The 25,428-nt window shown below is 67.1% G+C and carries 32 protein-coding genes and 6 pseudogenes; 13 read left to right on the plus strand and 25 right to left on the minus strand.

The window, feature by feature from the left end:
- Positions 1-37 precede the first annotated feature (37 nt).
- Positions 38-1,126 carry a sensor histidine kinase gene (locus GNX96_RS29975; RefSeq protein WP_279581855.1) on the minus strand — a complete coding sequence of 363 codons (1,089 nt, stop codon included), beginning with the start codon at positions 1,124-1,126 and terminating at the stop codon, positions 38-40.
- Positions 1,127-1,367: 241 nt separating this feature from the next.
- Here GNX96_RS29975 and GNX96_RS29980 point away from each other — a divergent pair, with 241 nt between their 5' ends.
- The 4 genes from GNX96_RS29980 (at position 1,368) to GNX96_RS29990 (ending at position 3,240) form a co-directional block, all read left to right on the plus strand.
- Positions 1,368-1,511 carry a hypothetical protein gene (locus tag GNX96_RS29980; protein WP_163571322.1) on the plus strand — a complete coding sequence of 48 codons (144 nt, stop codon included), beginning with the start codon at positions 1,368-1,370 and terminating at the stop codon, positions 1,509-1,511.
- A 4-nt stretch (positions 1,512-1,515) separates the two neighbouring features.
- Entirely contained in the window at positions 1,516-1,935 is a 420-nt protein-coding gene (locus tag GNX96_RS56290; protein WP_279581856.1) for a GH25 family lysozyme, read from the plus strand.
- Positions 1,932-2,180: a GH25 family lysozyme gene (locus GNX96_RS56295; protein ID WP_279581857.1), complete on the plus strand. Its 249-nt coding sequence runs from the start codon at positions 1,932-1,934 to the stop codon at positions 2,178-2,180. Before GNX96_RS56290 ends, GNX96_RS56295 begins: the two co-directional genes overlap by 4 nt.
- Positions 2,181-2,430: 250 nt before the next feature.
- Positions 2,431-3,240, plus strand: a complete 810-nt coding sequence (locus tag GNX96_RS29990) for a GH25 family lysozyme (RefSeq protein ID WP_163571324.1) — start codon at positions 2,431-2,433, stop codon at positions 3,238-3,240.
- A 63-nt stretch (positions 3,241-3,303) separates the two neighbouring features.
- Here the strand turns inward: GNX96_RS29990 and mobA (GNX96_RS29995) are convergent, their stop codons facing one another.
- From mobA (GNX96_RS29995) to GNX96_RS56305, 4 genes are read right to left on the minus strand one after another with little or no spacing between them, the layout of a single operon-like run.
- Complete coding sequence (mobA, locus tag GNX96_RS29995) at positions 3,304-3,843, minus strand: molybdenum cofactor guanylyltransferase (RefSeq protein WP_279581858.1); 540 nt, start codon at positions 3,841-3,843, stop codon at positions 3,304-3,306.
- A complete protein-coding gene (mobA, locus tag GNX96_RS56300; RefSeq protein ID WP_279581859.1) occupies positions 3,749-4,102 on the minus strand; it encodes a molybdenum cofactor guanylyltransferase in 354 nt (117 codons plus the stop codon). Before mobA (GNX96_RS56300) ends, mobA (GNX96_RS29995) begins: the two co-directional genes overlap by 95 nt.
- Positions 4,103-4,116: 14 nt before the next feature.
- Complete coding sequence (locus GNX96_RS30000) at positions 4,117-4,359, minus strand: hypothetical protein (RefSeq protein WP_163571325.1); 243 nt, start codon at positions 4,357-4,359, stop codon at positions 4,117-4,119.
- Positions 4,356-4,769 (minus strand): hypothetical protein, encoded by a 414-nt coding sequence (locus GNX96_RS56305; RefSeq protein ID WP_279581860.1) that lies wholly within the window; start codon positions 4,767-4,769, stop codon positions 4,356-4,358. Before GNX96_RS56305 ends, GNX96_RS30000 begins: the two co-directional genes overlap by 4 nt.
- 130 nt (positions 4,770-4,899) lie before the next feature.
- On the opposite strand from GNX96_RS56305, the pseudogene GNX96_RS30010 reads away from it, so the two are divergent.
- A pseudogene (locus GNX96_RS30010) lies at positions 4,900-5,364 on the plus strand (response regulator transcription factor); the annotation flags it as partial.
- Between the two features lie 41 nt (positions 5,365-5,405).
- Entirely contained in the window at positions 5,406-5,519 is a 114-nt protein-coding gene (locus GNX96_RS65135) for a winged helix-turn-helix domain-containing protein (protein WP_390624173.1), read from the plus strand.
- On the opposite strand, the gene GNX96_RS65140 is transcribed toward GNX96_RS65135, so the two are convergent.
- The 5 genes and pseudogenes from GNX96_RS65140 to GNX96_RS65145 all read right to left on the minus strand — a co-directional run.
- A complete protein-coding gene (locus GNX96_RS65140) occupies positions 5,504-5,632 on the minus strand; it encodes a hypothetical protein (protein ID WP_452124494.1) in 129 nt (42 codons plus the stop codon). The two genes, GNX96_RS65135 and GNX96_RS65140, sit on opposite strands and share 16 nt — an antisense overlap.
- A gap of 114 nt (positions 5,633-5,746) precedes the next feature.
- Positions 5,747-6,664, minus strand: a complete 918-nt coding sequence (locus GNX96_RS30020; protein WP_163571329.1) for a histidine kinase dimerization/phospho-acceptor domain-containing protein — start codon at positions 6,662-6,664, stop codon at positions 5,747-5,749.
- Positions 6,665-6,681: 17 nt separating this feature from the next.
- Entirely contained in the window at positions 6,682-6,834 is a 153-nt protein-coding gene (locus GNX96_RS30025; protein WP_163571330.1) for a hypothetical protein, read from the minus strand.
- Between the two features lie 210 nt (positions 6,835-7,044).
- Positions 7,045-7,401 carry an NAD(P)-dependent oxidoreductase gene (locus tag GNX96_RS56310; protein WP_279581861.1) on the minus strand — a complete coding sequence of 119 codons (357 nt, stop codon included), beginning with the start codon at positions 7,399-7,401 and terminating at the stop codon, positions 7,045-7,047.
- Between the two features lie 109 nt (positions 7,402-7,510).
- Positions 7,511-7,678 (minus strand): annotated as a pseudogene (locus GNX96_RS65145) (NAD(P)-dependent oxidoreductase); the annotation flags it as partial.
- A gap of 84 nt (positions 7,679-7,762) precedes the next feature.
- Between GNX96_RS65145 and GNX96_RS30035 the strand changes: the two are divergent.
- Positions 7,763-8,341 (plus strand): TetR/AcrR family transcriptional regulator, encoded by a 579-nt coding sequence (locus GNX96_RS30035; protein ID WP_163571332.1) that lies wholly within the window; start codon positions 7,763-7,765, stop codon positions 8,339-8,341.
- A gap of 48 nt (positions 8,342-8,389) precedes the next feature.
- Here the strand turns inward: GNX96_RS30035 and GNX96_RS30040 are convergent, their stop codons facing one another.
- A complete protein-coding gene (locus GNX96_RS30040; protein WP_163571334.1) occupies positions 8,390-8,683 on the minus strand; it encodes a WhiB family transcriptional regulator in 294 nt (97 codons plus the stop codon).
- 91 nt (positions 8,684-8,774) lie between these two features.
- Entirely contained in the window at positions 8,775-9,218 is a 444-nt protein-coding gene (locus GNX96_RS30045; RefSeq protein WP_163571336.1) for a pyridoxamine 5'-phosphate oxidase family protein, read from the minus strand.
- Between the two features lie 88 nt (positions 9,219-9,306).
- On the opposite strand from GNX96_RS30045, the gene GNX96_RS30050 reads away from it, so the two are divergent.
- Entirely contained in the window at positions 9,307-10,098 is a 792-nt protein-coding gene (locus GNX96_RS30050) for a DUF427 domain-containing protein (RefSeq protein ID WP_163571338.1), read from the plus strand.
- A 101-nt stretch (positions 10,099-10,199) separates the two neighbouring features.
- On the opposite strand, the gene GNX96_RS30055 is transcribed toward GNX96_RS30050, so the two are convergent.
- The 3 genes from GNX96_RS30055 to GNX96_RS56325 all read right to left on the minus strand — a co-directional run bounded on the left by GNX96_RS30055 (position 10,200) and on the right by GNX96_RS56325 (position 12,305).
- A complete protein-coding gene (locus GNX96_RS30055) occupies positions 10,200-11,291 on the minus strand; it encodes a hypothetical protein (protein WP_163571340.1) in 1,092 nt (363 codons plus the stop codon).
- A gap of 82 nt (positions 11,292-11,373) precedes the next feature.
- Positions 11,374-11,820, minus strand: a complete 447-nt coding sequence (locus tag GNX96_RS56320) for a fumarylacetoacetate hydrolase family protein (protein ID WP_279581863.1) — start codon at positions 11,818-11,820, stop codon at positions 11,374-11,376.
- Positions 11,817-12,305, minus strand: coding sequence for a hypothetical protein (locus GNX96_RS56325; RefSeq protein ID WP_279581864.1), 489 nt, complete (start codon positions 12,303-12,305; stop codon positions 11,817-11,819). The genes GNX96_RS56320 and GNX96_RS56325 overlap by 4 nt, the downstream gene beginning before the upstream one ends.
- A 101-nt stretch (positions 12,306-12,406) precedes the next feature.
- Here GNX96_RS56325 and GNX96_RS65150 point away from each other — a divergent pair.
- Positions 12,407-14,260: pseudogene (locus GNX96_RS65150) on the plus strand (acyl-CoA dehydrogenase family protein).
- Here GNX96_RS65150 and GNX96_RS56330 read toward each other — a convergent pair.
- The 9 genes and pseudogenes from GNX96_RS56330 to GNX96_RS30095 form a co-directional block, all read right to left on the minus strand.
- Positions 14,247-14,840, minus strand: coding sequence for an IlvD/Edd family dehydratase (locus GNX96_RS56330; RefSeq protein ID WP_279581891.1), 594 nt, complete (start codon positions 14,838-14,840; stop codon positions 14,247-14,249). The pseudogene GNX96_RS65150 and the gene GNX96_RS56330 overlap by 14 nt on opposite strands.
- Positions 14,841-14,985: 145 nt before the next feature.
- Positions 14,986-15,030 (minus strand): annotated as a pseudogene (locus GNX96_RS65155) (hypothetical protein); the annotation flags it as partial.
- A gap of 115 nt (positions 15,031-15,145) precedes the next feature.
- Positions 15,146-15,852: pseudogene (locus GNX96_RS56345) on the minus strand (dihydroxy-acid dehydratase domain-containing protein); the annotation flags it as partial.
- A gap of 120 nt (positions 15,853-15,972) precedes the next feature.
- On the minus strand, positions 15,973-16,395 hold the full coding sequence (locus GNX96_RS56350) for a dihydrodipicolinate synthase family protein (RefSeq protein WP_313885821.1): 423 nt from the start codon (positions 16,393-16,395) through the stop codon (positions 15,973-15,975).
- 101 nt (positions 16,396-16,496) lie between these two features.
- Positions 16,497-17,567, minus strand: a pseudogene (locus GNX96_RS56355) (dihydrodipicolinate synthase family protein); the annotation flags it as partial.
- A 22-nt stretch (positions 17,568-17,589) separates the two neighbouring features.
- Positions 17,590-19,050, minus strand: a complete 1,461-nt coding sequence (locus GNX96_RS30085; RefSeq protein ID WP_163571342.1) for a carboxylesterase/lipase family protein — start codon at positions 19,048-19,050, stop codon at positions 17,590-17,592.
- Between the two features lie 152 nt (positions 19,051-19,202).
- Positions 19,203-19,880 (minus strand): MFS transporter, encoded by a 678-nt coding sequence (locus GNX96_RS56360; protein ID WP_279581867.1) that lies wholly within the window; start codon positions 19,878-19,880, stop codon positions 19,203-19,205.
- Positions 19,856-20,593 (minus strand): MFS transporter, encoded by a 738-nt coding sequence (locus tag GNX96_RS56365; RefSeq protein WP_279581868.1) that lies wholly within the window; start codon positions 20,591-20,593, stop codon positions 19,856-19,858. Before GNX96_RS56365 ends, GNX96_RS56360 begins: the two co-directional genes overlap by 25 nt.
- A complete protein-coding gene (locus GNX96_RS30095; RefSeq protein ID WP_163571344.1) occupies positions 20,590-21,726 on the minus strand; it encodes a serine hydrolase domain-containing protein in 1,137 nt (378 codons plus the stop codon). The genes GNX96_RS56365 and GNX96_RS30095 overlap by 4 nt, the downstream gene beginning before the upstream one ends.
- A gap of 292 nt (positions 21,727-22,018) precedes the next feature.
- Between GNX96_RS30095 and GNX96_RS56370 the strand changes: the two genes are divergently transcribed.
- Both GNX96_RS56370 and GNX96_RS30100 read left to right on the plus strand, forming a co-directional pair.
- On the plus strand, positions 22,019-22,537 hold the full coding sequence (locus GNX96_RS56370) for an ATP-binding cassette domain-containing protein (protein ID WP_279581869.1): 519 nt from the start codon (positions 22,019-22,021) through the stop codon (positions 22,535-22,537).
- Positions 22,456-23,616, plus strand: a complete 1,161-nt coding sequence (locus tag GNX96_RS30100) for an ATP-binding cassette domain-containing protein (RefSeq protein WP_279581870.1) — start codon at positions 22,456-22,458, stop codon at positions 23,614-23,616. Before GNX96_RS56370 ends, GNX96_RS30100 begins: the two co-directional genes overlap by 82 nt.
- Positions 23,617-23,853: 237 nt before the next feature.
- Here GNX96_RS30100 and GNX96_RS30105 read toward each other — a convergent pair whose 3' ends face one another.
- Complete coding sequence (locus GNX96_RS30105) at positions 23,854-24,414, minus strand: hypothetical protein (protein ID WP_163571346.1); 561 nt, start codon at positions 24,412-24,414, stop codon at positions 23,854-23,856.
- A gap of 246 nt (positions 24,415-24,660) precedes the next feature.
- Here GNX96_RS30105 and GNX96_RS30110 point away from each other — a divergent pair, with 246 nt between their 5' ends.
- Entirely contained in the window at positions 24,661-24,933 is a 273-nt protein-coding gene (locus GNX96_RS30110) for a GntR family transcriptional regulator (protein WP_163571348.1), read from the plus strand.
- 70 nt (positions 24,934-25,003) lie between these two features.
- Positions 25,004-25,420 carry a GntR family transcriptional regulator gene (locus tag GNX96_RS30115; RefSeq protein WP_279581892.1) on the plus strand — a complete coding sequence of 139 codons (417 nt, stop codon included), beginning with the start codon at positions 25,004-25,006 and terminating at the stop codon, positions 25,418-25,420.
- The last annotated feature ends 8 nt before the right edge of the window (positions 25,421-25,428 follow it).

Below are 25,428 nucleotides of genomic sequence, written 5' to 3' on the forward strand. Positions count from 1 at the left end.
GTGCCGCCGAACATGGTGACCCGCTCGTTGATGCCGATCAGGCCGTGGCCGCCGGACGTACGAGCCGGCGTCCGCGGTTGGGGGGGCCGTCGTCGGTCACCTCGATGCGGACGCCGAGCTCGTCAGCGTCGACGTCGACGCGGCAATGCGTCGGGGCCGCGTGGCTGATCACGTTGGTCAGCCCCTCCTGCACGATCCGATAAATCGACAGCTCCATCGCCACCGGCAGCGGGCCGACCGAGCGGACCACCAGGTCGACCTCGACCCCGGCGGACTCGGCCCGGTCGGCCAACTCGCGCACATCGGACAGGCCCACTACCGGGACCAGCTCGGCGCCGCTGCCGGTGTCGCTACGCAGGATGCCCAGCACCTTGCGGATCTCGCCGAGCGCGTTCCGGCTGGTCTCCTCGATGATCGCGAGTGCCGCCCGGGTCTCCTCCGGGCGTACGTCCGCGAGGTGGTTCGCGACCGTCGCCTTGACCGCGATCAGGCTCATGCTGTGCCCGACGATGTCGTGCAGCTCGCGGGCGATCCGCAGCCGCTCGTCCACCACCGCGTCCCGGGCCCGCTCCTGGACGATCCTGTCGGCGAGGAACCGGCGCCAGCGGATCAGCGTGCCCAGCCCCCAGGCGACCGCCAGCATCAGCCAGATGCCGGCGATCTCGCCGAACCCGTCCGACCGCTGCTGGGGCTCGACGGCTCGGCTGTAGAAAAGGAAAATCATCATCGCCGTGGCGAAGATGCAGATGGGCAGCACCGCGAAGGACCAGATCCGGGGCGACCGGAGCGCGACCAGGTAAAGGGCGAGGGCGGTCGGGACGTACGCGATGAAGACCACTCCCTCGCTGACCACGGCGGTCGCCGTGACCAGCGACCCGGCGCACAGCACGAAGCAGAGGACCACCCGCGGCGACAGCCGGCGCACCGCGATCGGGAGGCCGACGACGAGCGCGGCCAGCCAACAGACCAACACCGGCTTGGGCGATTCGTCGAGACCGGGTGGTTCCAGTGTCGCGTACGCGAGCAGGATCACCGCGGCGATCGCGGTGATCGCGTCCAGAACCAGCATCCGGATCTCGCGGCGGCGAGTCGCGGTTCGGGCTCGCGTCGGGGCGGGGAGCTGCACTCTCATGACGGTATCCGGCCTTACCTGCGTCGGCCTCTTACCGGAGGCGTCATCCTGCAGGCAGACCTCCCGGGTAAACATGGTAATTCCTTTATAACGTTAGATACCACCCGTTACCGTTTATAGCCCGCTTTGTAGATTTGTTCCCGGAAAATCACTATTAAATGTCGACCAAAACTATGGCAATTGTCACCGTCTCTCGCGTATGTTCCGCACGGGAGTTTCGAGAGAGGGAGGAAACATGAAGGGAAGTTTCGACCGGGTACGACGAGGTCGGTGGCGCGCACTTGCGATCGTCGGAGCCTCGGCCGCCGCTGCTCTGGTGGTCACTCTGGTCACCGTCTCGCCGGCCTCCGCGGCGCGCGCCGCCCGGGCCGGGGCATGAGGGTATGGCGGGCCCGCGGCCGGCGGTGTCCAACGCCGTGCAGCCAGCGGTGGCGGGCCTGCCCGGCATTGACGTCTCGAGCTACCAGGGCAGCATCAACTGGACCGCGGTGAAGAACGCCGGCATCAAGTGGGCGTACATGAAGGCCACCGAGTCGACGACCTATTACGACCCGACATTCAATGCCAACTACGTGAATGCGTACCACGCCGGGGTTATCCGCGGCGCATACCACTTCGCCCAGCCGGGGCAGTCCAGCGGCGCGACGCAGGCGACGTATTTCGCCACTCATGGGGGTGGCTGGAGCGCGGACAACCTGACCCTGCCGGGGATGCTGGACCTGGAGGGTACGTGTGCCTCGGTGTCCTGGATTCGGACTTCTTCTACAACACGTACAAGGCAAAGACCGGTAGGGACGTGGTGATTTACACGTCCGCCAGCTATTGGAATTCGTGCACCGGCGGCAGCAGCGCCTTCGCGTCGCTCACTCCGTTGGACGTGGCCAGCTGGGGTGGTTCCAGCCCGGTCATGCCCGGTGGCTTCGGTGCGTACACGATGTGGCAGTACACCGATTCCGGTTCGGTCAGTGGCATCAGCGGTGCCGTCGACCGGGACACGTTCAACGGGCCTGACGCCCGGCTGCTGGCGCTGGCCAACAACACTCCGTGATCCGCACCCTCGCCGAGGCCGCTGTCACGGGAGAGCGCGGCGGCCTCGGCGAGGGTTGTTATTCTGTCGGAAGACTTCTCGGTAAACGTGGTAACACGACATTTCAGTAAATCGAAGCCGCTGCCGCCGGTAGCGGCTTTTGCCTTGTTTTGCCGGGAAATTCATTATTAAATGTCACCCGAAAACTATGGCGATTGTCACCATCCCTCGCGTATGTTCCCGCACGGGAGTTTCGAGAGAGGGAGGGAACATGAAGGGAAGTTTCGACCGCGCTCGACGAGGAGGATGGCAGAGACTGGCGTTCGTGGCAGCGTCGGCCGCCGCGGCTCTGGTGGTCACCCTGGTGACCGTCACACCGGCTTCCGCGGCGACGCCGCGCGGGCCTGGTCACGAGGGGATGGAGGGCCCGCCGCCGGCGGTGTCCAACGCCGTGCAGCCAGCGGTGGCCGGCGTTCCCGGCATCGACGTCTCGCACTACCAGGGCACCATCAACTGGACCTCGGTCAAGAACGCCGGCATCAAGTGGGCCTACATCAAAGCCACCGAGTCGACGACCTACAAGGACCCGACCTTCAACGCCAACTACACGAACGCGTACAACGCCGGCCTCATTCGCGGCGCGTACCACTTCGCCCGGCCCGCTGACTCCAGTGGCGCCGCCCAGGCGACCTACTTCGCCACCCACGGCGGTGGCTGGAGCGCCGACAACCACACGCTGCCCGGCATGCTGGATCTTGAAGGCTCCTGCGCCTCGGTCGCCTGGATCCGCGACTTCTACAACACGTACAAGGCAAAGACCGGTAGGGACGTGGTGATTTACACGTCCGCCAGCTGGTGGAACTCGTGCACCGGCGGCAGCAGCGCCTTCGCGTCCCTCACGCCGCTGGACGTGGCCAGCTGGGGCGGTTCCAGCCCGACCATGCCGCGGGGCTTCGGCGCGTACACGATGTGGCAGTACACCGATTCCGGCTCGGTCAGCGGCATCAGCGGTGCCGTCGACCGCGACACCTTCAACGGCAGCGAGGCTCGCCTGCTCGCCCTCGCCAACAACACTCCGTAACCCTGTCTTGTCCGCATCGACGCGATGCGTGCGCTGAACGCACGCATCGCGTCGATGCGGACGTCACGGCCGGGACGGAGAGTGACGGGGGTGGAAGTGGACGGTGTCGCCGGTGACGAGGGGATATGAAGGGTCGTCAATGGGCGGCGAGTCGTTGACGGTGGCGAAGTGGTCGGCGAGCGGGAAGCCGGCCTCGGCGAGGGTGGCGGCGGGTACGAGCGCACCGCCGGGTTGAACGGTGACCAGCGGCGCCGGCTGGGCCAGCGCTGCCCGGTAGTCGGCCGGCTCGTTGACGTTGACCACCGAGGCCAGCTCCGGGTCGGTGGCCGCGAGCACCGGATCGGCGAGCAGCGCCGGCTCGTCCAGGCGTACGACCCGACAGCGCTCGAACAGGAATGCCGGCCGCAGCTGCCGCTCAGCCACCAGGCCGGCGACCAGCGGCGCCAGCGAGGTGCGATAGCCGGCCGCGAGCGGCTGCCGGAACCCGCCGATGATCGGCAGAACGACGTCAGGGCCAGCCTCCCCAGCGGTGTCGGCGTCGAAGGCGGCGAGCACTCGGCGTACGAACGCGACATGCAGGAACGGCAAGTCCGTCGACGACACATACGCCACGTCCGTGCCGGCGGCCGCCAACCCGACCGCGAGCCCCTTGTAGCGGACCGAGGCCCTCCGCGTCGTCGTCTCTGACCTCGACGCCGGCCGGCAGGGACGGCAGCGACTGGCCGGCCGCTCGTACGACCACCACCGGCCCATCGACGGCTCGCGCGAGGACACCCACGGTCCGCCGCAGCAGTGTCGAGCCGTGCCAGGGCAGGTCGGCTTTCGACCGGCCCATCCGCGCCGACCGGCCCCCGGCCAACACGATCCCAGCCGCGGTCAGGACGCCTCGGTGAGGTCGACGACCCAGCTGCCGGTGTCGCTGACCTGCGCGAGCACGGTCTCGGTGGTGTCGGTGTCCGGGTTGGTGAACTGCACGATCGCTTTGCGCGCCTGCAGCTTGGTGATGGTGGCCGAGTAGCCCGACTCCGGCTGCGGGTCCTGCACACCCATCTGGCCGTTCTGGTACGTGAACGTGACGCTGCCGTGCCGGGCGTCCACATGCCGGGTCGGCTGGGTCACGTACTGGGACGGCGGTGGGTCCGGGGCCGCGACGAGGGCGCGGAGGTCGGCGAGTTGCCCAAGGTGACGTCCGTCCGTCCGGTGGCCGGCGCGCCGGTGAGCGTACGGTCGTCCACTCCCGGATGGGCCGCGGCCGGCTTGCCGCTGGTCGGGGGGGGTGCGGCCGGCGGATCGGCGGCCGCCCCGCCGGTGCTGCCGCCGGCCGGTGTGCCCACCCCACCGGATGCCCGATTGGCCAGCTGATGGGACAGATCGGACGCTCCCGCGGGGCCGCTCGCCGGGCTGGTGACGGAAATTGTCCGGTCGACTGGTCGCGGGCCGAGAACCTGGTTAACTGCGTAGCAGACAGCAGCGGTCGCGAGGAGGGTGAAAATGACCCAAACCAAGCCCAAGTGCCGCGCGCTGCTCACGACAGCACAATACTTGACCAACGCACCCTGTTCGCCAACATTGCTGGAATCATCCCCGCCATGAAGCTCCTCCTCGTCGAAGACGACCCGAACGTACGTCGCCTACTCACCGACTACGAGGAGCAGTAAGTACGACGTACGGTCGGTGGCCACCGGATCGGCCGGTCTGTCCGAGACGGTGTCCTGGCGACCTGACCTGATCGTGCTGGATCTGGGCCTGCCAGACCTGGACGGCGAGTCTCTGCTGCGGATGATCCGGGCGATCTACTCGGCGCCGGTGCTGATCGTGACAGCGCACGCGGACGAGGAGACCACGATCCGGCTGCTGCACGCCGGCGCGGACGACTACCTGATCAAGCCATTTTCGCCGCCGCACCTGGGCGCCCGGGTGGAGGCGGTGCTGCGCAGGGCCGGGATGTCCACGCCGAGCGCGCCGCTCGCGGTCGGCGCTCTGGAGGTGGACCTGGCCAGTCGGGTGGCGAGCCTGGCCGGCGAGCCGCTCAGCCTGTCCCGCAAGGAGTTCGACCTGCTGGCGCACCTGGCCCGGCGGGCCGGTCAGGTGGTGTCCCGGCGGGAGCTGCTGCGCGAGGTCTGGCATCTGCCCAGCGGCGACGACGATCAGATCAGACCATCGACGTGCATTTGTCGTGGCTGCGCCGTAAGCTCGGCGAGACCGCGCAGGCGCCGCGCTACCTGCACACCGTCCGCGGTGTCGGCATCAAACTGGAGCCACCTCAGGCCACCGGCTGACCGGGCTTCTGCGCGTACGGGAAAACCAGCCGCACGCGAGTGCCACCGGCCGGGCTGCGGCCGATCTCCAGCCGGCCGCCGGCTGACTCCACGGTCCGCCGGGCGATGTCCAACCCGAGCCCGGTCGAGCCGGTCGCGCTGGTCCCGCGGCGCAGTGCCCGGGCCGGCGCCGCGATGCCCGGGCCGGCGTCGTCGACACACCACCGACACGCCGGCCGCGGCCTGGATCACCTGGATGTGCGCGGCGGCGCCCGGCGGGGTGTGCCGAATGACGTTGCCCAGCAGCGCGTCCAGCGCCGCGTCCAGGTCCTTCTCCGCCACCGCCACGATCGCCGGCTGGTCGGACGTACGGTGAAACGCCCAGTGCCGGCCCCCTGTTCCTCGGCCAGCGCCGACCAGAACCGGGTCCGGTCGGCGACCGCTGAGGCCACGTCCGTACGGGCCGGCGGCCGGGGCGTACGGGCCCGCCGGCTCTCCGCAATCAACGCGTCCACCTCGCGTTCCAACGACACGGCCGCGTCCAGGATCTGCTCGCGATCGGGTCCCGCCGGCAGCGCCTCGGCGCTGAACCGGAGCGCGGTCAGCGGGGTCCGGAGCCGGTGGGAGAGGTCCGCGACCATCTCCCGCTCGGCCGCGAGCAGCGCCACGATCCGGTCCGCCAGCTCGTTCAGCGCCTGACCAGCGGCCATGATCTCCGGTGGCCCGGCGGGCCGGACCCGGGTGTCCAGCGCGCCGGTGCCCAGCGCGTGGGCGGCCGCCGCCAGCCGCTTGGTCGGCCGGACCGTACCGGTGGCCAGCCGGTCCGCGACGAAGACCGCCACCGCGACCAGCAACACCGTGCTGACCGCGCAGATCGCCAGCGCCAGTGGCAGGCTCTGGTGCAGCTGGGCGTCGGTCACGTAGACGGCCACCACCGCGGTCCCACCCTGCGGCATCGAGACGGGGCTGAGCAGGATCTCGCCGCCGTCGGTCGGCACCGTCAGCGGCGTACCGGCGGCTCGTACTCGCGGCAGCGCGGCGGCCGCCGCCGGGGCCAGGTTGGCGCCCAGCACCGAGCCGTCCGTCATCGAGACAGCCACCCGATGGTCTCGGCCCGCCGCGGTCTGTGCGATGGCCCGGTTGAGGGTGCCACGGTCCGTCGTCACCAGCAGCGCGCTGCCGATCAGGTACGCCTGGCGCTCGGCCTCCGACCGGGCCGCGCCGACCCGGCCGCCCGCTCCGCCGTGGCGACCAGCAGCGACGCCAACGGCACCAGGAACACCACGGCCATCATCGCGGTGACGGCGATGGCGACCAGCATGAACCTGCGCCTCATCGGCACATCTTCTCCCGTACGGCAACCGCACGCGCGCTCTGGTCGTCCTAGGTCCTGTCTGGTTATTGCGGTGGGATGAGAGTCGAGATTCAGGAGCTGGCTGGTGGTGCCGCGGGGAAGCCTTCATAGCAGCGCTATGGGGGCTTTTCCGCGGTGCCGCCAGGCGGCTCCTGGGCTCGGCTATCGCCCGTCGCAATAACCAGACAGGGCCTAGTTCGCGAGAGCGACCGCGGTGCGTACGGACGCGGGGTCGGCCAGGACGCGCAGGATGCCGTCGGCGAGGTCCGCGCGGGAGATTCGGTTGCCGCCGCGGATGGTGTGGTCGACCGCGGTGCGGTAGGTGCCGGTGCGCGGGCCGTCGGTGAGCATTGGCGGCCGCATCAGCGTCCAGTCCAGGTCGGTGGCCCGGATGATGTCCTCCATCCGGGCCATGTCCGCCCAGCCTTCGCGAAGGAGCCGGCTGAGGATGGGTTTGGCGACGAATCGGGTGATCGGGCCGTCGGCGGCGTCGCGGATCATGCCGCTGTTGCTGACCGCGACCAGCCGCTGAACGCCTTGCGCTGCCATTGCCTTGGCGATGCTGGTCGCGCTGTCGGTGCAGACGCGGTGCGGGCCGCCGCGCGCGGCCGCCGAGCGCGGACGCGATGGCGTCCCGGCCGGCGATGGCCGAGCCGATGGACTCAGGGTCCATCACGTCGGCGCGTACGACGGTGAGCAGCGGGTGGGTCTCGGTCAGTTTGGCCGGGTCGCGGACCACGGCGGTCACGTCGTGGCCGGCCGCGCAGGCCTGCCGTACGAGCTGCTGGCCGGTGCCGCCGGTGGCGCCGAAAACGGTGATCTTCACGGCTGTCTCCTATAGTGGTTAGTGAGCATTCACTAACCACTATAGTGAGTGAGCACCCACTAACTGTCAAGCGAGGAGATCCGCATGAGTACGCGTGACCGGATGGTCGACGCGGCGGCGTACGTCATGCGTACGCGCGGCCTGGCCCGGGCCACCACCAAGGAGATCGCGAAGGAGGCCGGCTTCTCCGAAGCGGCGCTCTACAAGCACTTTCGCGACAAGACCGACCTGTTCCTGGCCGTGCTGAACGAGCGCGTCCCGAGCGACTTCGGGGTGGTGCTGGCGGGCTTGGCCGGACTGGTCGGTCGCGAGCCGCTGGCCGAGGTGCTGGAGCGAGTCGCTCGTACGGCCATCGCGTACTACCGCGAGACGTTCCCGATGGCGGCCTCGCTCTACTCGGAGCCGCAACTGCTCGCCGCGCATCGTAAGGCGCTGCTGGAAAGGGGCGCTGGGCCGCACCGCCCGCGAGCCGCATTGGCCGGCTATCTGGCCGCTGAGCAGGCACTGGGCAGACTGCACCCGGACGCCGACCCGGTGGCCGCCGCTCAGCTGCTGCTCGGCGGCTGCCTGCAGACCGCCTTCCTGGCCACCTTCGCCGCCGAGCCCGAGCCGGTCGACCTCCCGCTCGTTCGTACGCTGGTTACCGGCCTGAACCCTCCGTGAGGGTGACGTTTTCGCCGGATGGATCCGGCGAGGAGACCGGCGAAAACGTCACCTTCGCGAGGGGTTCAGCCGGCCAGCGACCAGCGCGCGGCGGTCGTCCTCGGTCTGACCGCCCCAAATGCCGTACTGCTCCTGGGCCGACAGTGCGTGTTTGCGGCACTGGGCAAGGACAGGGCAGCTTTGGCAGATCTGCTGCGCCTCGGCGGCCCGGTTGGCCCGGGCCGCTCCGCGCTCGTTGTCGGGATGAAAGAACAGTGAGCTGTCCATGTCGCGGCAGGCCGCACTCAGCTGCCACTCCCACTGGGACACCAGGGCTGCTGGCAGGAGTTTCACGTTCGGCATGTCAGCGCCTTCCCTCTCTCGACCCGATCTGATCAGCCGCTGATTACCCAGCCAGCCGGTGATCGAAACACGGTTCGGGAGAGGTGTCTTTTTAGACGTGCCCGACGGATCGCTCCGGGGTGACCAACACGGCGACCCGGCGCTCGTCGCGCATGACCTTGTCGTACGTGTCGAAGTCGTCGTGCGTGCCGCCGGCCGCGGTGAAGATCTCCCGCAGCAGAAGCCGCAGCCGCTCGGCATCCACGCCTTCGGCGGGGTCGTCCGGCCCGATCAGCCGTACCGGTCCCTCCACCGCGGCCCACTTCCAGCCCACCCGGATCGCCACGTTCGCGCGGGGCCGCTCGCGCAGGTTGCTGAGCTTGTTCACCCCGCCGATCGCCACGAAAGCCACCACCGGCTCGCCGGTCAAGGGGTGGTCGACGACGCTGGCGTTGACGACCGACGCCTGGATTGTGCCGTCCTTGCGCAGAGTGGTCACCGTGACGAGGCCGTGCTCGCCGGCGACCAGCTGCCGGAATCCGCTGAGGTCCTTCATACTCGGCAGCCTATGGGCGGTGGCCGGGAACAGGCTCGCGGCCGATGATGTTGTCGCGGAAGACACTTTTCTCGCGAGGAGGATCGGCGTGAGTCTGACACTGGGCGGCGGGCCACTGGCCGCCAACGCACCGAGCACGGTGAACTACCGGATAGACGGACCGGCCCACAAACTGTTCTTCCGCCGCCCGTTCCCGCGCCGGGTGCGCGCGGTGCTGAACGGCGAGACGGTGGTGGACACCGACCGCGGCATGCTGTTGTACGAGAGCAACCTGCTGCCCACGCTTTACGTGCCGGAAGAGGATCTGCGGGCCGCCCTGCTGACCCCGACCGACCACACGACGCACTGCCCATTCAAGGGCGACGCCTCGTACCGCACCATCACCGTCGGCGATCGCGTCGAAGAGAACGCCGTCTGGCACTATCCGGCGCCCATCGAGACCGCGTCGTGGCTGAAGGGCTATGCGGCGCTCTACTGGGAAAAGATCGACCAGTGGCTGGATGAGGACGAGGAAGTGCTCGGCCACCTCCGCGACCCGTACCACCGCGTCGACATTCGTACGAGCAGCCGCAAAGTCGTCGTGCGGGCCGGCGATGTGGTGCTGGCCGAGAGCAGCCGCCCGTTCGTGTTGTCCGAAACCGGACTGCCGAACCGTTACTACATCCCGCGCGACGACGTACGCAACGATGTGTTGTCAGCGACCAGAACGTCGACTGTCTGCCCGTACAAGGGGACGGCTTCGTACGTACGCACCGCCGCCATCGACGACGTGGCGTGGCTCTACGAGCAGCCGCTCGCCGAGTCGCTGCCGATCGCCGGCGCGGTCGCTTTCGACACCTCCAAGGTCACCGTCGAGGTCGACGGCGTGAAGGTCGACTAATCACTTCCTACCAGGATCCACCGAAGTACGCGGGTCGCCGGATCTGTCACACCCGGCGGGAAGACTCGAGTTCGGGGGCGGCATTTTTCGCCGGCGGGACACTAGCTCATCGCTTTGTGCAGGTTTTCCAGTAGTTCCTGCCATTTCGGAGAAACGCCGAAGGCCTGCATGGCGATGGGCAGCAGCAACAGTGCGTTGTTGATCGTGAACCGGCGCCGGATCGGCGCGCTGACTGGCCATGTCGTCATGGTCTCGATGACGGAATAACGCTCGCCGAGCCAGGCCAGCCGCATCTCCAATGTCAGCCGCTGGTCCGGCGCCGCGCTCAACAACTGCCTTCGTACGGACGCGGCTTCCTGGCTGTGCCGGTCCGCCTGCACCATCAGTTCCGCCTTCTCGCGGACCATCAGCCGGTGGAAAGCCAGCAATGGCACCACAAACGCGAGGACCTCAAGCAACAACACTAAAGCCAGAAAGGCCGCGTACGGGCCGCGCCACACCGCGTATTTGCCCAGCGCCGGGATGATCAGCCACCAGATCGCCAGAAAACTGGCCGGCAGCGCCAGAATCCCGGCCTGGAAGAAGTAGAGATTGCCGATCGGTCGCAGCCCGGCGGCGCCGTCGAAGTTGTCCGGCTCGGGCTTGACGGTCAGCGCGCTGTGCTCCAGCCGGCGGCCCAGTCGGCCGTAACCCACAGCCCTGCCAATGAAAAGTCCGGCGAGCGCGGCACCGGCCACCTCCGCGACAATGACCGCCGGTCGGGTGACGATCATCGCGCCGTAGGCGAAAAGCCAGCTGCCCAGCACACAAAGCGCGATGCGATGCCGGCGGCCGGCACCACACTTGCCCGCCGGACGGATTTGTGCAGCGTGTCCGTGAAATCGGCGAAGTCGTCCGGGTCGGCCGGGTCGGCGACCAGAATCCCGCGGTTGGCCAGCCGGCTGAGGGTCTGCTGCACCCGGTCCCGGCAGGTCCAGCGCCATCCGCAAAGCCACCAGCAGCACGACCATCCCGCTGACGAACAGCCAGTCCCAGTGGACCAGGTCGAAGCCGATCGGGATGACTTCGTACGCACCAACCAGAACAACAAGCATCACCACCACAACCCACACGTACCAGCGGCGAAGGAACCGCTCGGCCGGCCACAGCGCGAAATCGGGCGCCAGCGGCGCGGGCGGGAAAGGTGCGGCCACGGGAATGATTGTGCCCGCTCACCGTCCGTCACACCATCGATCATTCGGGCTCGCCTGACCGCTGCCAGAGGCAGGCCGGCTCTTAGGAAAGCTGTATGTCCGGCCGCCGGCGGGGGTCGGCGGCGGCGTCTACCAGCCAGTTGAGGGCGTCGATGCCGGCGACAACGGTGTTGCGCAGGGTGCCGACCTCCTCGATCGAGATGCGTACGAGGTCGCCGGCCGTCAGGGTGAAGTCGATGGGCGGGACGATGCCGGTGCCGGTGGAGAGCACGGCGCCGTCCGGGAAGGGCTGGCACTGGAACAGGTAGTCGACCAGTTCCGGCAGCTTGCGATGAAAGGCCGCGGTGGTGATCGACTCGTCGAAGACGCAGTTGCCGGCTCGGTCGATTTGCAGCCGGATGGTCAGGTCGGGCACCGCGGGCAGCTCCCAGGCGGGCCGGATGCCGGCGGAAATGGCACAGCTGCCCGCATAGACCTTGGCCTGCGGGAGGTAAAGCGGGTTCTCGCCCTCGATCGAGCGCGAGCTCACGTCGTTGGCGACCAGGTAGCCGACGATCTCGGCATGCCGGTTGGCGACCAGCGCGAGCTCGGGTTCGGGCCGTTGAGCGGGGAATCGGTGCGTACGGCGATCGGCTCGCCTTCGGTGACCACTCGCCACGGCAGCGCCTTGAAGAACAACTCCGGCCGCTGGGCGTCGTAAACCTTCTCGTACACCGACTGCTCGGTGCTCTCCTGGACGCGCGCCTCGCGGGACCGTTGGTACGTCACGCCGGCTGCCCAGATCTCGGTACGGCCGTCCACCGGCGGCAGTAGTTGCACGTCGCCGACCGCGGAGACCGCCGGGGTGCTGGCCGTCCGCTCGGTCAGCTCGCGCAGGTCATCGATGCCCAGCCGCAGCAACGATCCGACTTTGAGCTGGTCGAGGAAAACCCGCAGTCCAGCGTCGGCTTGCAGGGCCTCGGCGAGCCCGACCCGCACGTCCCCGTACTGGTCGACGAATCTGACGATATGCATGCCTGCACCCTATGCGTGAGCGCTGCGACAGGCGGACCGGGTGCGATCGTTTTACGCTGGGAAACGGCACATTTCGCGAGGCGGAACATTTCGGAGGGCCGATGAAGCCGGTGGACGTGCGGAGCCTGCGGACTCTGGTGGACGGTCGCTGGGCGGACGTACGCGCGAAAACCCGCGACCATCTCAACCGGTTCGAGCCGACGGACGGCCTGGAGACGGACGCACACCGCGAGCAGGTTTTCCGGCGGATGAAGTCGTTGGCCGCCAGCGGCTACGCCGGGCTGGCGTTTCCGGCCGCGGTCGGCGGCGACGATGACCTTGGCGGTTCGGTCGCGTCGTTCGAAATGCTCGCGTACGGTGACCTGTCCCTGATGGTGAAGGCCGGCGTCCAATGGGGACTTTTCGGTGGCGCCATTCAGGCTCTGGGCACCGAGCGACACCACCGCGAATACCTGCCGGCGGTGATGAGCCTCGACCTGCCCCCGGCTGTTTCGCGATGACCGAGACGGGGCATGGCTCAGACGTACAAAACCTGCGGACAACCGCGCTTTACGATCCCGCTTCGCGGGAATTCGTGATTTACACACCTGATGAGAGCGCCCGAAAGGACTACATCGGCAATGCTGCCATGCACGGCCGGATGGCGGTGGTTTTCGCGCAGTTGACGACCAAGGGGGAAGGGCACGGCGTACACGCCTTCCTGGTGCCGATCCGGGATTCCGCTGGCAAGACGGTCCCCGGCGTATGGATCGGTGACTGCGGTCGAAAAGCCGGGTTGAACGGGGTCGACAACGGGCGCTTGAAGTTTGATCACGTAAGGGTGCCCCGCGAGGCACTTCTCAACCGTTATGGCGATGTTTCGCCGGACGGCGACTATTGGAGCCCGATCCAGAACCCGTCCCGGCGGTTCTTCACCATGGTCGGTACGCTGATCCGCGGCCGGATCAGCGTGGCCGGGGCCGCCGGCAGCGCCACCAAAATGGCGCTGGCGATCGCGATCCGGTACGGCCAGCGGCGTCGCCAGTTCGACGCACCGATCCTGGATTTCCTCGCCCACCAGCGAAAGCTGCTGCCGGCGCTGGCGACGAACGTACGCGTTGCATTTCGCCCAGGAACAGCTCGTGTCGACCATGCACGACCTGCACGCCGCCGATCGGGTCGACGATCACGCGCAACGTGAGTTGGAAGCGCGGGCGGCCGGCATCAAGGCCGTCGCCACGGAGCACGCGACCACTACCATTCAGACCTGTCGGCAGGCCTGCGGTGGCGCTGGCTACCTGTCCGAGAACCGGTTGCCGCAGCTCAAAGCGGACACCGATGTCTTCACCACCTTCGAGGGCGACAACACCGTTTTGTTGCAGCTGGCCGCGAAAGGGCTGTTGACCAGCTATCGCGACCATCTCGGCGACCTGGACATGCTCGGCATGGTCCGGTTCGTGGCCGACCACGTGATGGAAACCGTCATCGAGGCAACCGCCACCCGGCCGTTGTGGGAAGGCTTACGAGACGCCGATCTGACCGACCGCGTCTTCCAGCTGAAGCTCTTTGAGGACCGCGAAAACCACCTCCTGGACGGGGTCGCGCGCCGGCTTCGCCGAGCTGGCAAGGACAACGCCTTCGAGGTCTTCAACGCGGCTCAGGATCACCTGTTGGCGACCGGGCGAGCCCACATCGACCGCATCGTGTTGGAAGCTTTCGTGGCCGGCATGGAAAGCTGCCCCGACCCGGAGGTGGCCGCCCTGTTGGGAAAGGTCTGCGACCTGCACGTGTTGTGCACTGTGGAGGCCGATCGCGGCTGGTTCCTGGAACACGGCCGGCTCACCCCGAGCCGGTCGAAATCGGTCACCCGCCTGATCAATCAGTTGTGCGCCGAGCTACGCTCGTCCGCCGAGATACTCGTCGACGGCTTCGCCATCCCGGAGGCGGCGCTGGCCACTCCCATCACCGCGGATTAGGGTCCGGATTCTTTCCCGGCCGGGCCAGGAAGTCGAAGTCGCAGCCATGGTTGGCCTGGGTGACGTGTGCTTGGTAGAGGGCGCCATAACCGCGTTCGTACCGGTCCGGCGGTGACTGCCATTGCGCCTTGCGCTGGTGGGCCCATTCCCGGTCGCTGATGTCGAGGGTGAGCTGGCGCGCCGGCACGTCCAGAGTGATCAGGTCGCCGGTGCGTACGAGTGCGAGCGGACCACCGACGAACGATTCCGGCGCCACGTGCAGCACGCAGGCACCATAGCTGGTGCCACTCATCCGGGCATCGGAAATCCGGACCATGTCCCGAATGCCCTGCCTCAGCAGTACGTCCGGGATCGGCAGCATCCCGTACTCGGGCATGCCGGGACCACCCAGTGGGCCGGCGTTTTGGAGCACCAGGACCGAATCGGCGTCCACCTTCAGGTCGGGGTCGTTCACCCGGTTCTGCATGTCTTTGTAGTCCCCGGAAAACGATCGCCGGTCCGGTGTGCTGCAGCAGCCGCTCTCCTGCGCGGCGATGTGTTTGATGACCGCGCCGTCCGGCGCGAGGTTTCCGGAAAGCACGGCCAAACCGCCGTCCGTGGACAATGGGTTCGACCGAGGCCGAATCACCTCCGGGCGGTGCACGATCGATCGCGCCGTCCAGGTGCTCTCCGAGCGTACGCCCGGTGACCGTCACTCGGTCGAGGTGCAGCAGATCCTTGATTTGCCCGAGCAGAGCGGGAAGGCCGCCGGCGTAATAGAAATCCTCCATCAGGAACTCGCCACCCGGCCGGATGTTCGCCAGCACCGGGGTTTGCCGCGCGATGCGGTCGAAAATCGGCGAGGCTGAGGCCGATCTCGCTGCGCCGGGCCATCGCGATCAGGTGGATGACCGCGTTCGTCGAGCCGCCGAGCGCGATGACGGTGGCCACCGCGTCGGCGTACGCGTCCGCGGTCAGAATTTCGTTGATCGTCAGGTCTTCCCACACCATGTCGACGATCCGCAGCCCGGTCGCGGCAGCCAGCCGGTGATGTCCGGAGTCGACCGCCGGGATCGAGGCAGCGCCTGGCAGCGTCATCCCCAGCACCTCGGCGGCCGAGGTCATCGTGGACGCGGTGCCCATCGTCATACAGTGGCCGGGGACCGGTTGATGCCCGATTCCAGCTCGGTCCATTCACAGTCGCTGACGTTGCCGGCTCGGCGTTCGTCCCAGTATTTCCACATGTCCGTGCCGCTGCCGAGCACCTCGCCGCGCCAGTTTCCGCGCAACATCGGCCCCGCCGGCAAGTAGATAGCCGGCAGGCCGGCACTCGCGGCGCCCATCAGCAACGCCGGGGTGGTTTTGTCGCAGCCGCCCATCAGCACGGCACCGTCGATGGGGTACGACCGAAGCAGCTCTTCGGTCTCCATCGCGAGCAGGTTCCTGTAGAGCATCGGTGTTGGTTTTTGGTACGTCTCCGACAAAGTGGCGACCGGGAACTCCACCGGATAGCCACCGGCCTGCCACACTCCCCGAGCGACTTCCTCGGCACGCTCCCGGAAATGCAGGTGGCACGGGTTGATCCCGCTGTACGTGTTGAGGATCCCGATCACCGGTTTTCCCAGGTGTTCCTCGGGATTGAGGCCGAGCTGGCGACTGCGCGACCGGTGGCTGAAGGACCGCAGCCCGTCTCCGCCGTACCACGCCTGGCTGCGCAGGTCTTCGTTTTTTTTTCATCGCAGAGCCCAGCGTTTCAGGATGTCGGTGACCGCGGCCGCATCTTCCGGCGAGGGAACCGTGCTCGGTGCCCGTACGTCCCGGCGGCACAGCCCGAGCTGGGCCAGCGCTTCCTTGACGATGCTCACATTGTTCGCGTTCTCCGAAGCCGCGCGCAGCTGTTCGAATGGCCGGATCAAGTCCCACACCTTCATCGCCGCCGGGAAATCGTTGGCCCGTAACGCTGCCAGCATGCGCAACGAGATCTCCGGGGCCACGTTCGCCAGCCCGGAGGTGAACCCGCGGGCACCGGCGCTCCAGGCACTCGGTGCGTACGGCTCGGCCAGCCCGGCGATCCAGGTGAACCGGTCGGCGCCGGCGTCGGCCACCGTGCCGGCGAACCGGACCGGATCGGGCACCGCGTATTTGATGCCGACCACATTCGGGGCAAACGCGCACCGAGCTCGCGCAGCTCGGCGCCGCCGATCCGGGCGCTGCGTACGTACAGGACGACGCCGATTTCCGGGACAGCGTTGGCGATCGCGGCGTGGTAGTCGATCCAACCGGCCAGCGACACGTGCGGGTGCACCGGCTGATGGATCATGATCAGCTCGGCGCCCATCTCGCTGGCGTGCAGCGCGGCATCGACCGCGGTCGGCACGTCGTGGCCGACGCCGACCAGCACTTTTGCGCGGGACCCAACGGTTTTCACGGTCAGCTCGGTGGCCAACCGGGCCTCCGCGTGAGTCAGTGCGTAGAACTCGCTGGTGTTCCCATTGGGGGTGACCACGCCGATCCCGCCGTCGACCAGCCGCTCGAGAAGGCGCGCATAAGCCTGCGTGTCGACCCACCCGTCGCCGCCGTACGGCGTCACCGGAATGGCGACCACAGTGGACAATGCGGCTCTGAGCTGGTCAGCGTCCATGCTGTCCTTTCGGCAGGTCGGCAGCCGGCGCGCGATCCGGTCGACGAAGGTCTGGATGTGTTGCTGGAGCAGAAAAGCGGCCAGGTCCGGGTCGGATTTCTCGGCGGCGGCGAGGATCGCGGCGTGTTCGCTCGCCTCCTCGTCCCAGCTGGGCACCAGGCCCCAGCCGGCGACGGTGATCAGGGCCGCCTGGTCGCGCAAGTCGTCCAGCGCTTGGACCATCAGCGGGTTGCCGCAGCCGGCGTAGAGCGCGCGGTGGAAATCCCGGTTGACCAGGCTCAGCTCGGCCTTCGAGCGGGTTTTCGCGGCCTTTCGCAGGGCAGCCCGGGCGGCGGTCAGGTCGGCGCCGACGCGTACGGCCCGGTGCACTGCGGCTGGCTCGACGGCCAGCCGCAGGTCGTAGACGGCATACGCCATGTCGGCGTCGACGATCCGTACGGACGCACCCTTGAACTGGCTCATCGTCACCAGCCCGGTGCCGGCCAGCGTCTTCAACGCTTCGCGTACCGGCGTCTTGGACACTCCGAAGCTCTCGGCCAGCTCGGTCTCCACCAGCTGCTGCTGGCCGGGCACCAACTCGCCGGACAGGATCAGCTGCCGGATCGTGACCAGCACAAACTCGGTCCTGGACGCGGGCGGTACGAGCATCCTCGGCATCTCGTCTCCCTCTGGCATCTGATGTCTCATATATGATACGCGAGGAGTCCGGCTAGAGGGCGCTGTTCCAGAGGGCGAGCTCGTCGGCGCGCGGGTTGTGGATGAGAGTGGAGTCGGGGGCGTCGAAGAGCATGATCGGGCGACTGGTTGACTCGTACGGCTGCCAGCCCGGATTTCCGTTGGTGGCGAAGGAAATCCACGCCTTGTGCATGGCATCGGCCACCGGCCGAGCCTGTTCTGGCGCGGTCGGCGGGAGATTGTCAAAGACGTAGCCGATCTCACGGCCGTGGGCGGCGCCCACGGTGTCCGGGCCGAAGCCGAATTCGTAGACGTACGTGGGAAGACCGGTGGCGCTGTGGACGTCGGCGGCGAGCCGGACGGCGGGCGCGCGGAAGTACGAGTCGGTCAGGATCGCCGCCAGCAAGTCGCCGGGGCGGGCCTCCGGCCGGTTCGTCGCGTAATGGTCGACGATCGCCGGGTCCCAGCCGTTCTGGGCCGCGGTCGCGTCCAGGGTCTCGCGGGTGAGTGACGCGGCGATCCCGCTGGGGACCACGAAAAGCCGCCATTCGTCGGTGTTCGTACCGATCATCAGCGGCACCCGCTGTCCGCCGCCGGCGGCGACCGTGTCGACTGGGCGGTCGGTGATCAGGTCGTCGACGACCGGCGGGAAGGGGAGTGTCCAGGTGGTGATTGACCGGCCCCAGCGAGCCGGGTCCGGATCCGCGGCGAGATCCTGCAGGATGGCATCCAGTGCCGCGGTGATCTCCGTGTCGTCGACCTTGGCGAGCGATGCGGCGGTGGCCGGGGAACCGAGTCTGCCGCTCAACTCGGCAAGCATGCGATGGGTGTCTTCGTACGTGCCCACCAAATGGCCGTGGCCGCTTTGCGCGATGACGCGATGGAAAAGGCCGTCGCTGGCCTTCAGCGAAAGCAGGGTGGAGGTGGCCATCGCGCCGGCCGACTCACCGAAAACCGTTACATTTGCAGGGTCTCCGCCGAAGGCGGCGATGTTTTCCTGCACCCACCGCAAAGCGGCCAGCTGGTCCCTGATGCCACGGTTGGCCGGTACGTCCGGCAGCACGGCGAAACCATGCACCCCCAGTCGGTAGTTGATGCTGACCAGGACGATCCCGTCACGTGCGAACGCGGTTCCGTTGGCCCCCGGCATCGCATTCGAGCCGAGGTGATATCCGCCGCCGTGGATCCACACCATGACCGGCAGTCCGGCGGCGCCGGTGTCGGGTGTCCAAACGCAGAGATTCAGATAGTCGTCGCCGTCGATGTGCGGGTTGCCGATGATCACGTCCATCGGCGGCGGCAGTGGCGCCTGTGGCGCGGTCGGACCGAAAGAGGTCGCATCGCGTACGCCATCCCATTTCGCCGCCGGCGCCGGCAACGCGAACCGGGCCGGTCCGACCGGTGCCGCCGCGTACGGGATCCCCAGGAATGCCGTGACATTCCCGTCGGTGCGTCCCCGCAGTCGGCCCTGCGCGATCGTTACTTCTGGCTCCACCAATTCCTCCTGACATGTATTCGCAGGAAGAACTTACCGACCGCTGTGCTGGCTCGCCCGTTTCATTGCCCGCGGGTGCAGGGCAGGCACCTCATCGACCAAATAATGAAGAAAAGGCTGAACAAATCGCTACTCAGCCGGATATGCTAGTGTTACAACTTGGTCCTTTCGGGGGCTTCTTTGTGTTGCAATGATATTCCGGGGCGCAGCATCAGCAACGCGGGGATGAGAACGACAGCGGTCGCCGCGACAACCCAGCCGTGCACGTATCCGATCGCACCAGTGGCCGCGGCGGCGGTGTGCGGGCCGTCAGCGAGGCGAGAGCTCAGCAACGCGGTCAGGATCGCGATGCCGAAAGAACTGCCGATCCGCTGGATCATGTTGAAGACCGGAGTGGCGTCCGGCACTTGATCGGCCGGCAGCCGGGCCAGCCCGGTCGCGATGGCTGGAATGGTGGTCATCCCGATGCCGAGCCCGCGGACCAACTGGACAGCGGCCAGCCAGAGATAACTGTCGGTGGTGCCGATGAACGCGAGTGGCAGTGTTCCCGCGATCGTCACCACAATGCCCGCCACGACGATCCGGGCGCCGCCGATCCGGTCGGTCAACCGGCCGACCAACGGCAGTGCGAGCACGGTCCCGACCGCGGTGGGTGCGGTCAGCAGACCGGTGGTGACCAGATCCTCGTGTCGGACTTGGAGAAAATACACCGGCAGCACGATCATGCCGCCGAACAACGCCATCCCCATGCCGAACATCACCACGACTGTCGAGGAAAACGCTCGGTCGAGAAAAAGGCGCAGATTCAGCAGCGGATGGCGCGTACGCACCTCGTGTACGGCGAAATGATCAGCAGCACCACTCCGACCACTGTGGACTCCAGACCACCGGTGCCACCGGCCGCCCACTGTTCGACGCCGTAGACAATCGCTGGCAGGCCAACCAGAACGAGCGCCAAACCGAGCACGTCCAAAGGTCCGGTGGACGTTTTCATCGCGGGCTTCAGCCAACGCAGGCCGGCGACCAGGCCGACAGCTGCGAACGGCACATTGATCCAGAACAGCCAGGGCCAGCCGTACGCGCGAGTGAGAAGACTGCCGGCTGTGCTGCCGAGCACCGGCGCGAGCACCAGCGGGATGCTGGCGATCGACATCAGCCGACCCATCCGGTGCGGGCCGGCGGCGACCGCGATCATCATCTGGCCGACGGGCACCAGCAGGCCGGCCGTCAGTCCCAGCAATACGCGACTGAAGATGAGCATTTCAACGCTGGTGGAAACCGCGCAGAAGGCCGAAAAAATGCCGAAGAGTGTGATCGCCACCAGCCAAATCGGCTTCCCGCCGCATCTTTTCGCCGCCCAACCGCTGGCCGGTACGATCGTGGCCATCGCTATCAAGTAGCCGCTGACCGTCCACTGCGCGGTGGCCAGCGGGGCGCCCAGCTGGTGCGCGACCGTGTCCAGCGTGACCGTGCCGACGGTCGACGTGAACATCGACGCGAAGCCGCCGAGCAGCAGAATCGCCGCCTGTCCCCAGAGTGTCAAGGGCACTTTGCTGGCTGGCCGGCGCGGTCATCGGAAAAATCCGGTACGCCGAGGGCGGCCCGGACCAGCTCGACGAGCTGGCCGGCGTGGTCGTCCGATCCGGCAGTCAGCCGATTGTGCGTGAAAGCGAAGGAAAATCGCAGGTCCGGATCGGCGAAGGCGAGGCTGCCGCCGGATCCGTTCATGCCGAAGCACGTGTTTCGGCTGCCCACCTCGTATCCGCCCGGCTGCCCGAGGAAGAAACCGTACGACTTGGCGATTGGGCTCAGCAACACCCGGTCGAGGTCGGTGGTGCGTACGGCCGTCGCCGCCGCGACGGTCCGCGCGGACATCAGCCGGACGCCGTTGAGCTCGCCGCCGTTCCCCAGTGCAGCGTACAAAAGAGCCCCGCCACGGGCCGTCATCGAGCCGATGGAAGCGATGCTGGCCTGCGCTGAATCCATGCTCCGCTCGGCCATTTCGGCCAGCAGGTCCACTGGTACGGCCCGAAGGAGCGGGAACTCGGCTGGCAGCGACCGGATCCACGCTGCCCAGCCGCCGTCATAAATGACCGCGTCGCGCTCGGTTCTGGCTGTGCCAAAGGACAGTGCGACTCCGAGTGGAGCGCAAACCTCATCGCGCAGGACCTCGTCGATGGTCCGCCCGCTGGCCCGCCGGACGATCTCGCCGACCAGGAATCCGTACGTCCAGCCGTGATAGCCGCTGGCGGTGCCCGGTTCCCAGGCCGGAGGCTGTTCGGCTAGCCACCTGGTCAGTGCTGGTACGTCGAAAAGGTCATCGACGCCGATGCCGTCCGGCACCCACGGTAACCCGGCCGAATGCGACATCACCTGCCCGACCGTGGTGTTTTCCTTGCCGTTGCGTGCGAATTCCGGCCAGTATTTCCCGACCGGCGCGTCGTAGTCGAGTACGCCGCGGTCGACCAGCACCGCGACGACCGCGGCGGCGACGCCTTTGAGCGCGGACGCGGAGGCGAAGACCGTGTCGCCGTCGACTGGGCGGCTGGTGCGTACGTCCGCGACCCCGGACCATAGGTCGACCACCAGTTCGCCGTCGATACAGGCGGCGACCTGGACGCCGATCTCGTCGCCAGCACTGGTCAGCTCGTCCAACAAGTTCTGAATCTCTCGCATGATTCCTCCTCAGGGCAGGCCTACGCGGCCATGAAGTGCATGGTACGCATGAAATGCAGAGACTGCAAAGAGCGCACACTCTGCAGTACTGCCTCGCTGATCGAATGGACCGCCGAGAGCCGAACCCGGCATTGGCGAACACGTGACGGGCGCAATAGTTGGCTTGACGAAGCCTGTAAGTGCGTGGTTAAACTCGTGGCATCATGCTGAGCTGACATCGAGACCCAGTCCGCGCCCGAGGCGTCTGTTGCCCGGTGGACTATCCAAACCGACTTTCCTCGGTGGTGTCCCGATGTTCCATAGTTCCCTTATTGCCACAGATCTCGTCAAGGGGTACGGCGACCGCCGCATCCTCAACGGTATCTCCGTCACCGCCTCCCCAGGTCATCGCCTTGGCCTGGTGGGCGAGAACGGCATCGGCAAATCCACTCTGCTCCGGCTACTGGCCGGGGCCGAAACGCCGGACTCCGGCACGGTCGTGCGACCGCCGGATCACGGCTTCCTGGCCCAGGAGCTGCCGTACGATCCGAGGTCCACAGTCGCCTCGGTCATCGATGACGCGCTGTCGGAAATCCGTACGGCGCAAGCGAAACTCGATGAGCTGACGGCCGCGCTACCGGACCGTCCTGACCTGCTGGACGAGTATGGTGACGTGCTGGAATGGGCGCAGGCACACACGACCTGTGGGACGCCGACCGGCGTGCCGAGCTGGTCCGGGCCGGTCTCGGCGTGGACGACCTCAGCCATCACCGCCGGCTCGACGAGATGTCCGGTGGCCAGCGCGCGCGGCTCGGCATGGCGGCTTTGCTGATCCGGCAGCCGAGCGCGTTGATCCTGGACGAGCCGACCAACCATCTCGACGATGATGCGTTGGAGTTCCTGCAAAAACAGCTCAGCCAGGTGCCGGGTGTGGTGGTGGTCGCGTCGCATGACCGGGTTTTTCTCGACGCCGTCTGTACGGACATCGTCGACTTGGACCCGGCCCGTGGTGGGCCGCAGCGCTACGGCGGCACGTACACCGACTACCTGGCCGAAAAACGGGCCGAGCGGGCTCGTTGGCAGGAGCAGTTCGAGGGCCGAGCAGGAGGAGCTGAAAGAACTTCGCCGTTCGGTCGCGGTGACGGCCCGGGAAGGCGTCAGTCACCACAAACCCCGCGGAAACACCAGCAAGTGGAATACGACTTCCACGGCGGCCGGGTCCAGAAGCAGATTTCCCGGCGCGTACGCAACGCCCAGCAGCGACTGGACGACCTGACTCGTGACCAAATCAGGAAACCGCCGGCGCCACTGCAGTTTTCCGGCACCCTGACCGGAAAGGTGCGCCGGGAGTTGCTGGGGATCGCGGCCCGGGACGTACGGGTGGACGGCCGCTTGGAAATCGACCGGCTCGATGTCTTCAACACCACCAGGCTGCTGGTGACCGGGCCGAACGGGTCCGGGAAGTCCACCTTGTTGGCGGTGCTGGCCGGTCGGCTGCCGGTCGACGCCGGCATTGTCCAGCTGGCACCGGGTATGCGGATTGGCCTGTTGGAACAAGATGTGGTGTTCGCCGAGCCGGATCGTACGCCTCGGGAGCTTTACGACAAGAACAGTGACGAGCAAAGCGCTCGACTGGTTGGACTCGGCCTGGTCGCACCCCGCGACCTGGATCGTCCGGTCGGCGCACTGTCGGTCGGACAACGGCGCCGGTTGGCGTTGGCCTTGCTGATCGCGCGGCCGCCGCACGTCCTTCTGTTGGACGAGCCGACCAACCACTTGTCCCTGAAATTGGCTGAGGAGCTGGAAGAAGCGCTCCGGTCGGCACCCGGCGCCATTGTGGTGGCGACCCACGACCGGTGGTTCCGGCGCCGCTGGGAAGGCCCGGAAATCGGCCTTTGTGCAGTCTCTTAACGAAATGGCCTCGTAACAAAAGAACCAGGTCCTGTCTCCTTGATCCCCCGATAGAAACTGACCAAGGAGACAGGGCCTGGTCGCGTCTGGTTATTCCGACGGAATAGCCAGACGCTAGTTACGCCACAGAGCTTTTGGATCGCCTCGGGCGGTGGTCCAGCGGGGGCAGGGCCGCGAGTTCGGCCGTTTTGTGGAAGTCCAGCCAGACGCGGGACGGGTCCGAGTCGCGTCGTACGGTCATCCGCACCGCGCCGAAGGTGGCGGCGAGTTGGTCGGCGACTGCCAGTAGTCCGCGGGAAGTTGGCCGGCCAGCATGGAAATCTGCACCAGATCACGACGGTTGGAGCTGTGCACCCGGCGTACGTACGGCGCGTACTCGATGTCGTTGACGGTCCGGGCGAGACCGGTGAGCACCATCGCCGGCTGCCAGTTCCGGCCGTACACCCAGCGACGGCGCCAGCGCGATCGCACTGGTGCCCGGAACCACTTGCCATAGCTGACCGGGTCGGCATAACGCCAGGTCATGACCACGGCGACGGTGGTGAGGGCGGTGATGCCCAGGACGGTCAGCAGGGTCACCGGACCCCAGGCGATCCAGCCGGCCACCAGAACGGCGACGATCATCGTCGCGATCGGGCGGCGGGCCATCGCGGCCAGCAGCTTCAGAAAGCCACGGCCGATGAACAGCAGCACCACGGTGCTGATGCTCAGTTGCACGGTGGGGACCAGAAAAATTCCCCGTTGGCCGCGTACTGGACGCTTGCGGCCGATGAACGCTGAGCCTTTGTCGGTCTTCATGATCTGCCTCCCCGACTTTCTCCTCGACTCCACGCCGAGCGCCGCGCCACGCCGCGATGCCCTCGGGCTCCCCCCAAACAACTGATGAACGATGTGCTAAGTGGCTTGTCAGTACTCTATGTACCAACAAGGCAGACAGTACAGTACGACGGCACGCCGCGCACTACCCTTTAGGCACTGAGGGTATTGTTGGTACAATTCTTAGATGGTGTTCATCCAGGAGGGCACCGTGGCTGGGAGTGGGACGTGACAATCGAGCCGGAAACCGGCCCCAAATACCGCCAAATCGCCTCTCGCCTGCGGGCTCGCATCACCCGCGGCGACCTCTCGCCGGGCCAGACCGTGCCGACCGAGAAGGAGCTGTCGGAGAACTACAAGGTCTCCCGCAACACCGTCCGGCTGGCGCTCAGCGCGCTCACCAACGAAGGCCTGATCACCGGCGGTCGGGGCCGTGGCCGGGTGGTACGCCGGGTGGAACCGCTGATCTACACGCGTCCCGATCCGAGTCCGCACACGTAGCCGCGAGGTCAGCGACACCGACGCGTTCCTGCAGCATGTCGCCGAGCAGAACCGGCGGGCGTCGCAGCAGATCGAGGTGCAGATCGTGATCGCCAACGAGGACATCGTGTCGGCGTTGAAGATCTCCAAGGGGGACAACGTCGTCGTCCGCAGGCGCCTGCAGTACGTTGACGGCCAGCCGTGGTCGACGACCGACTCGTACTATCCGCTGGCGTTGGTGGAGGGCAGTCAGATCCTGAGCCCGAGCGACATCCCGCAGGGGGTCATCAAGCTGATGGCTGAGATGGGGCATGTCCAGACGCATTACGTGGACGAGCTGACCGTACGGATGCCGCGCCCACCGGAGGTTCAGCGGCTGGAGATCGGCCAGGGCATCCCGGTGCTGGCGCACAACCGTACCGGCTTCACCGACCATGGTCCGGTCCGCTGGACCCGCTCGATCTTTCCCGGCGACCGGCACCGCATCGTGTACGAAGTCCCCGCGTGAGATGGGTG

It is taken from the genome of Fodinicola feengrottensis, from assembly GCF_010993775.1.
GTDB lineage: Bacteria > Actinomycetota > Actinomycetes > Mycobacteriales > HKI-0501 > Fodinicola > Fodinicola feengrottensis.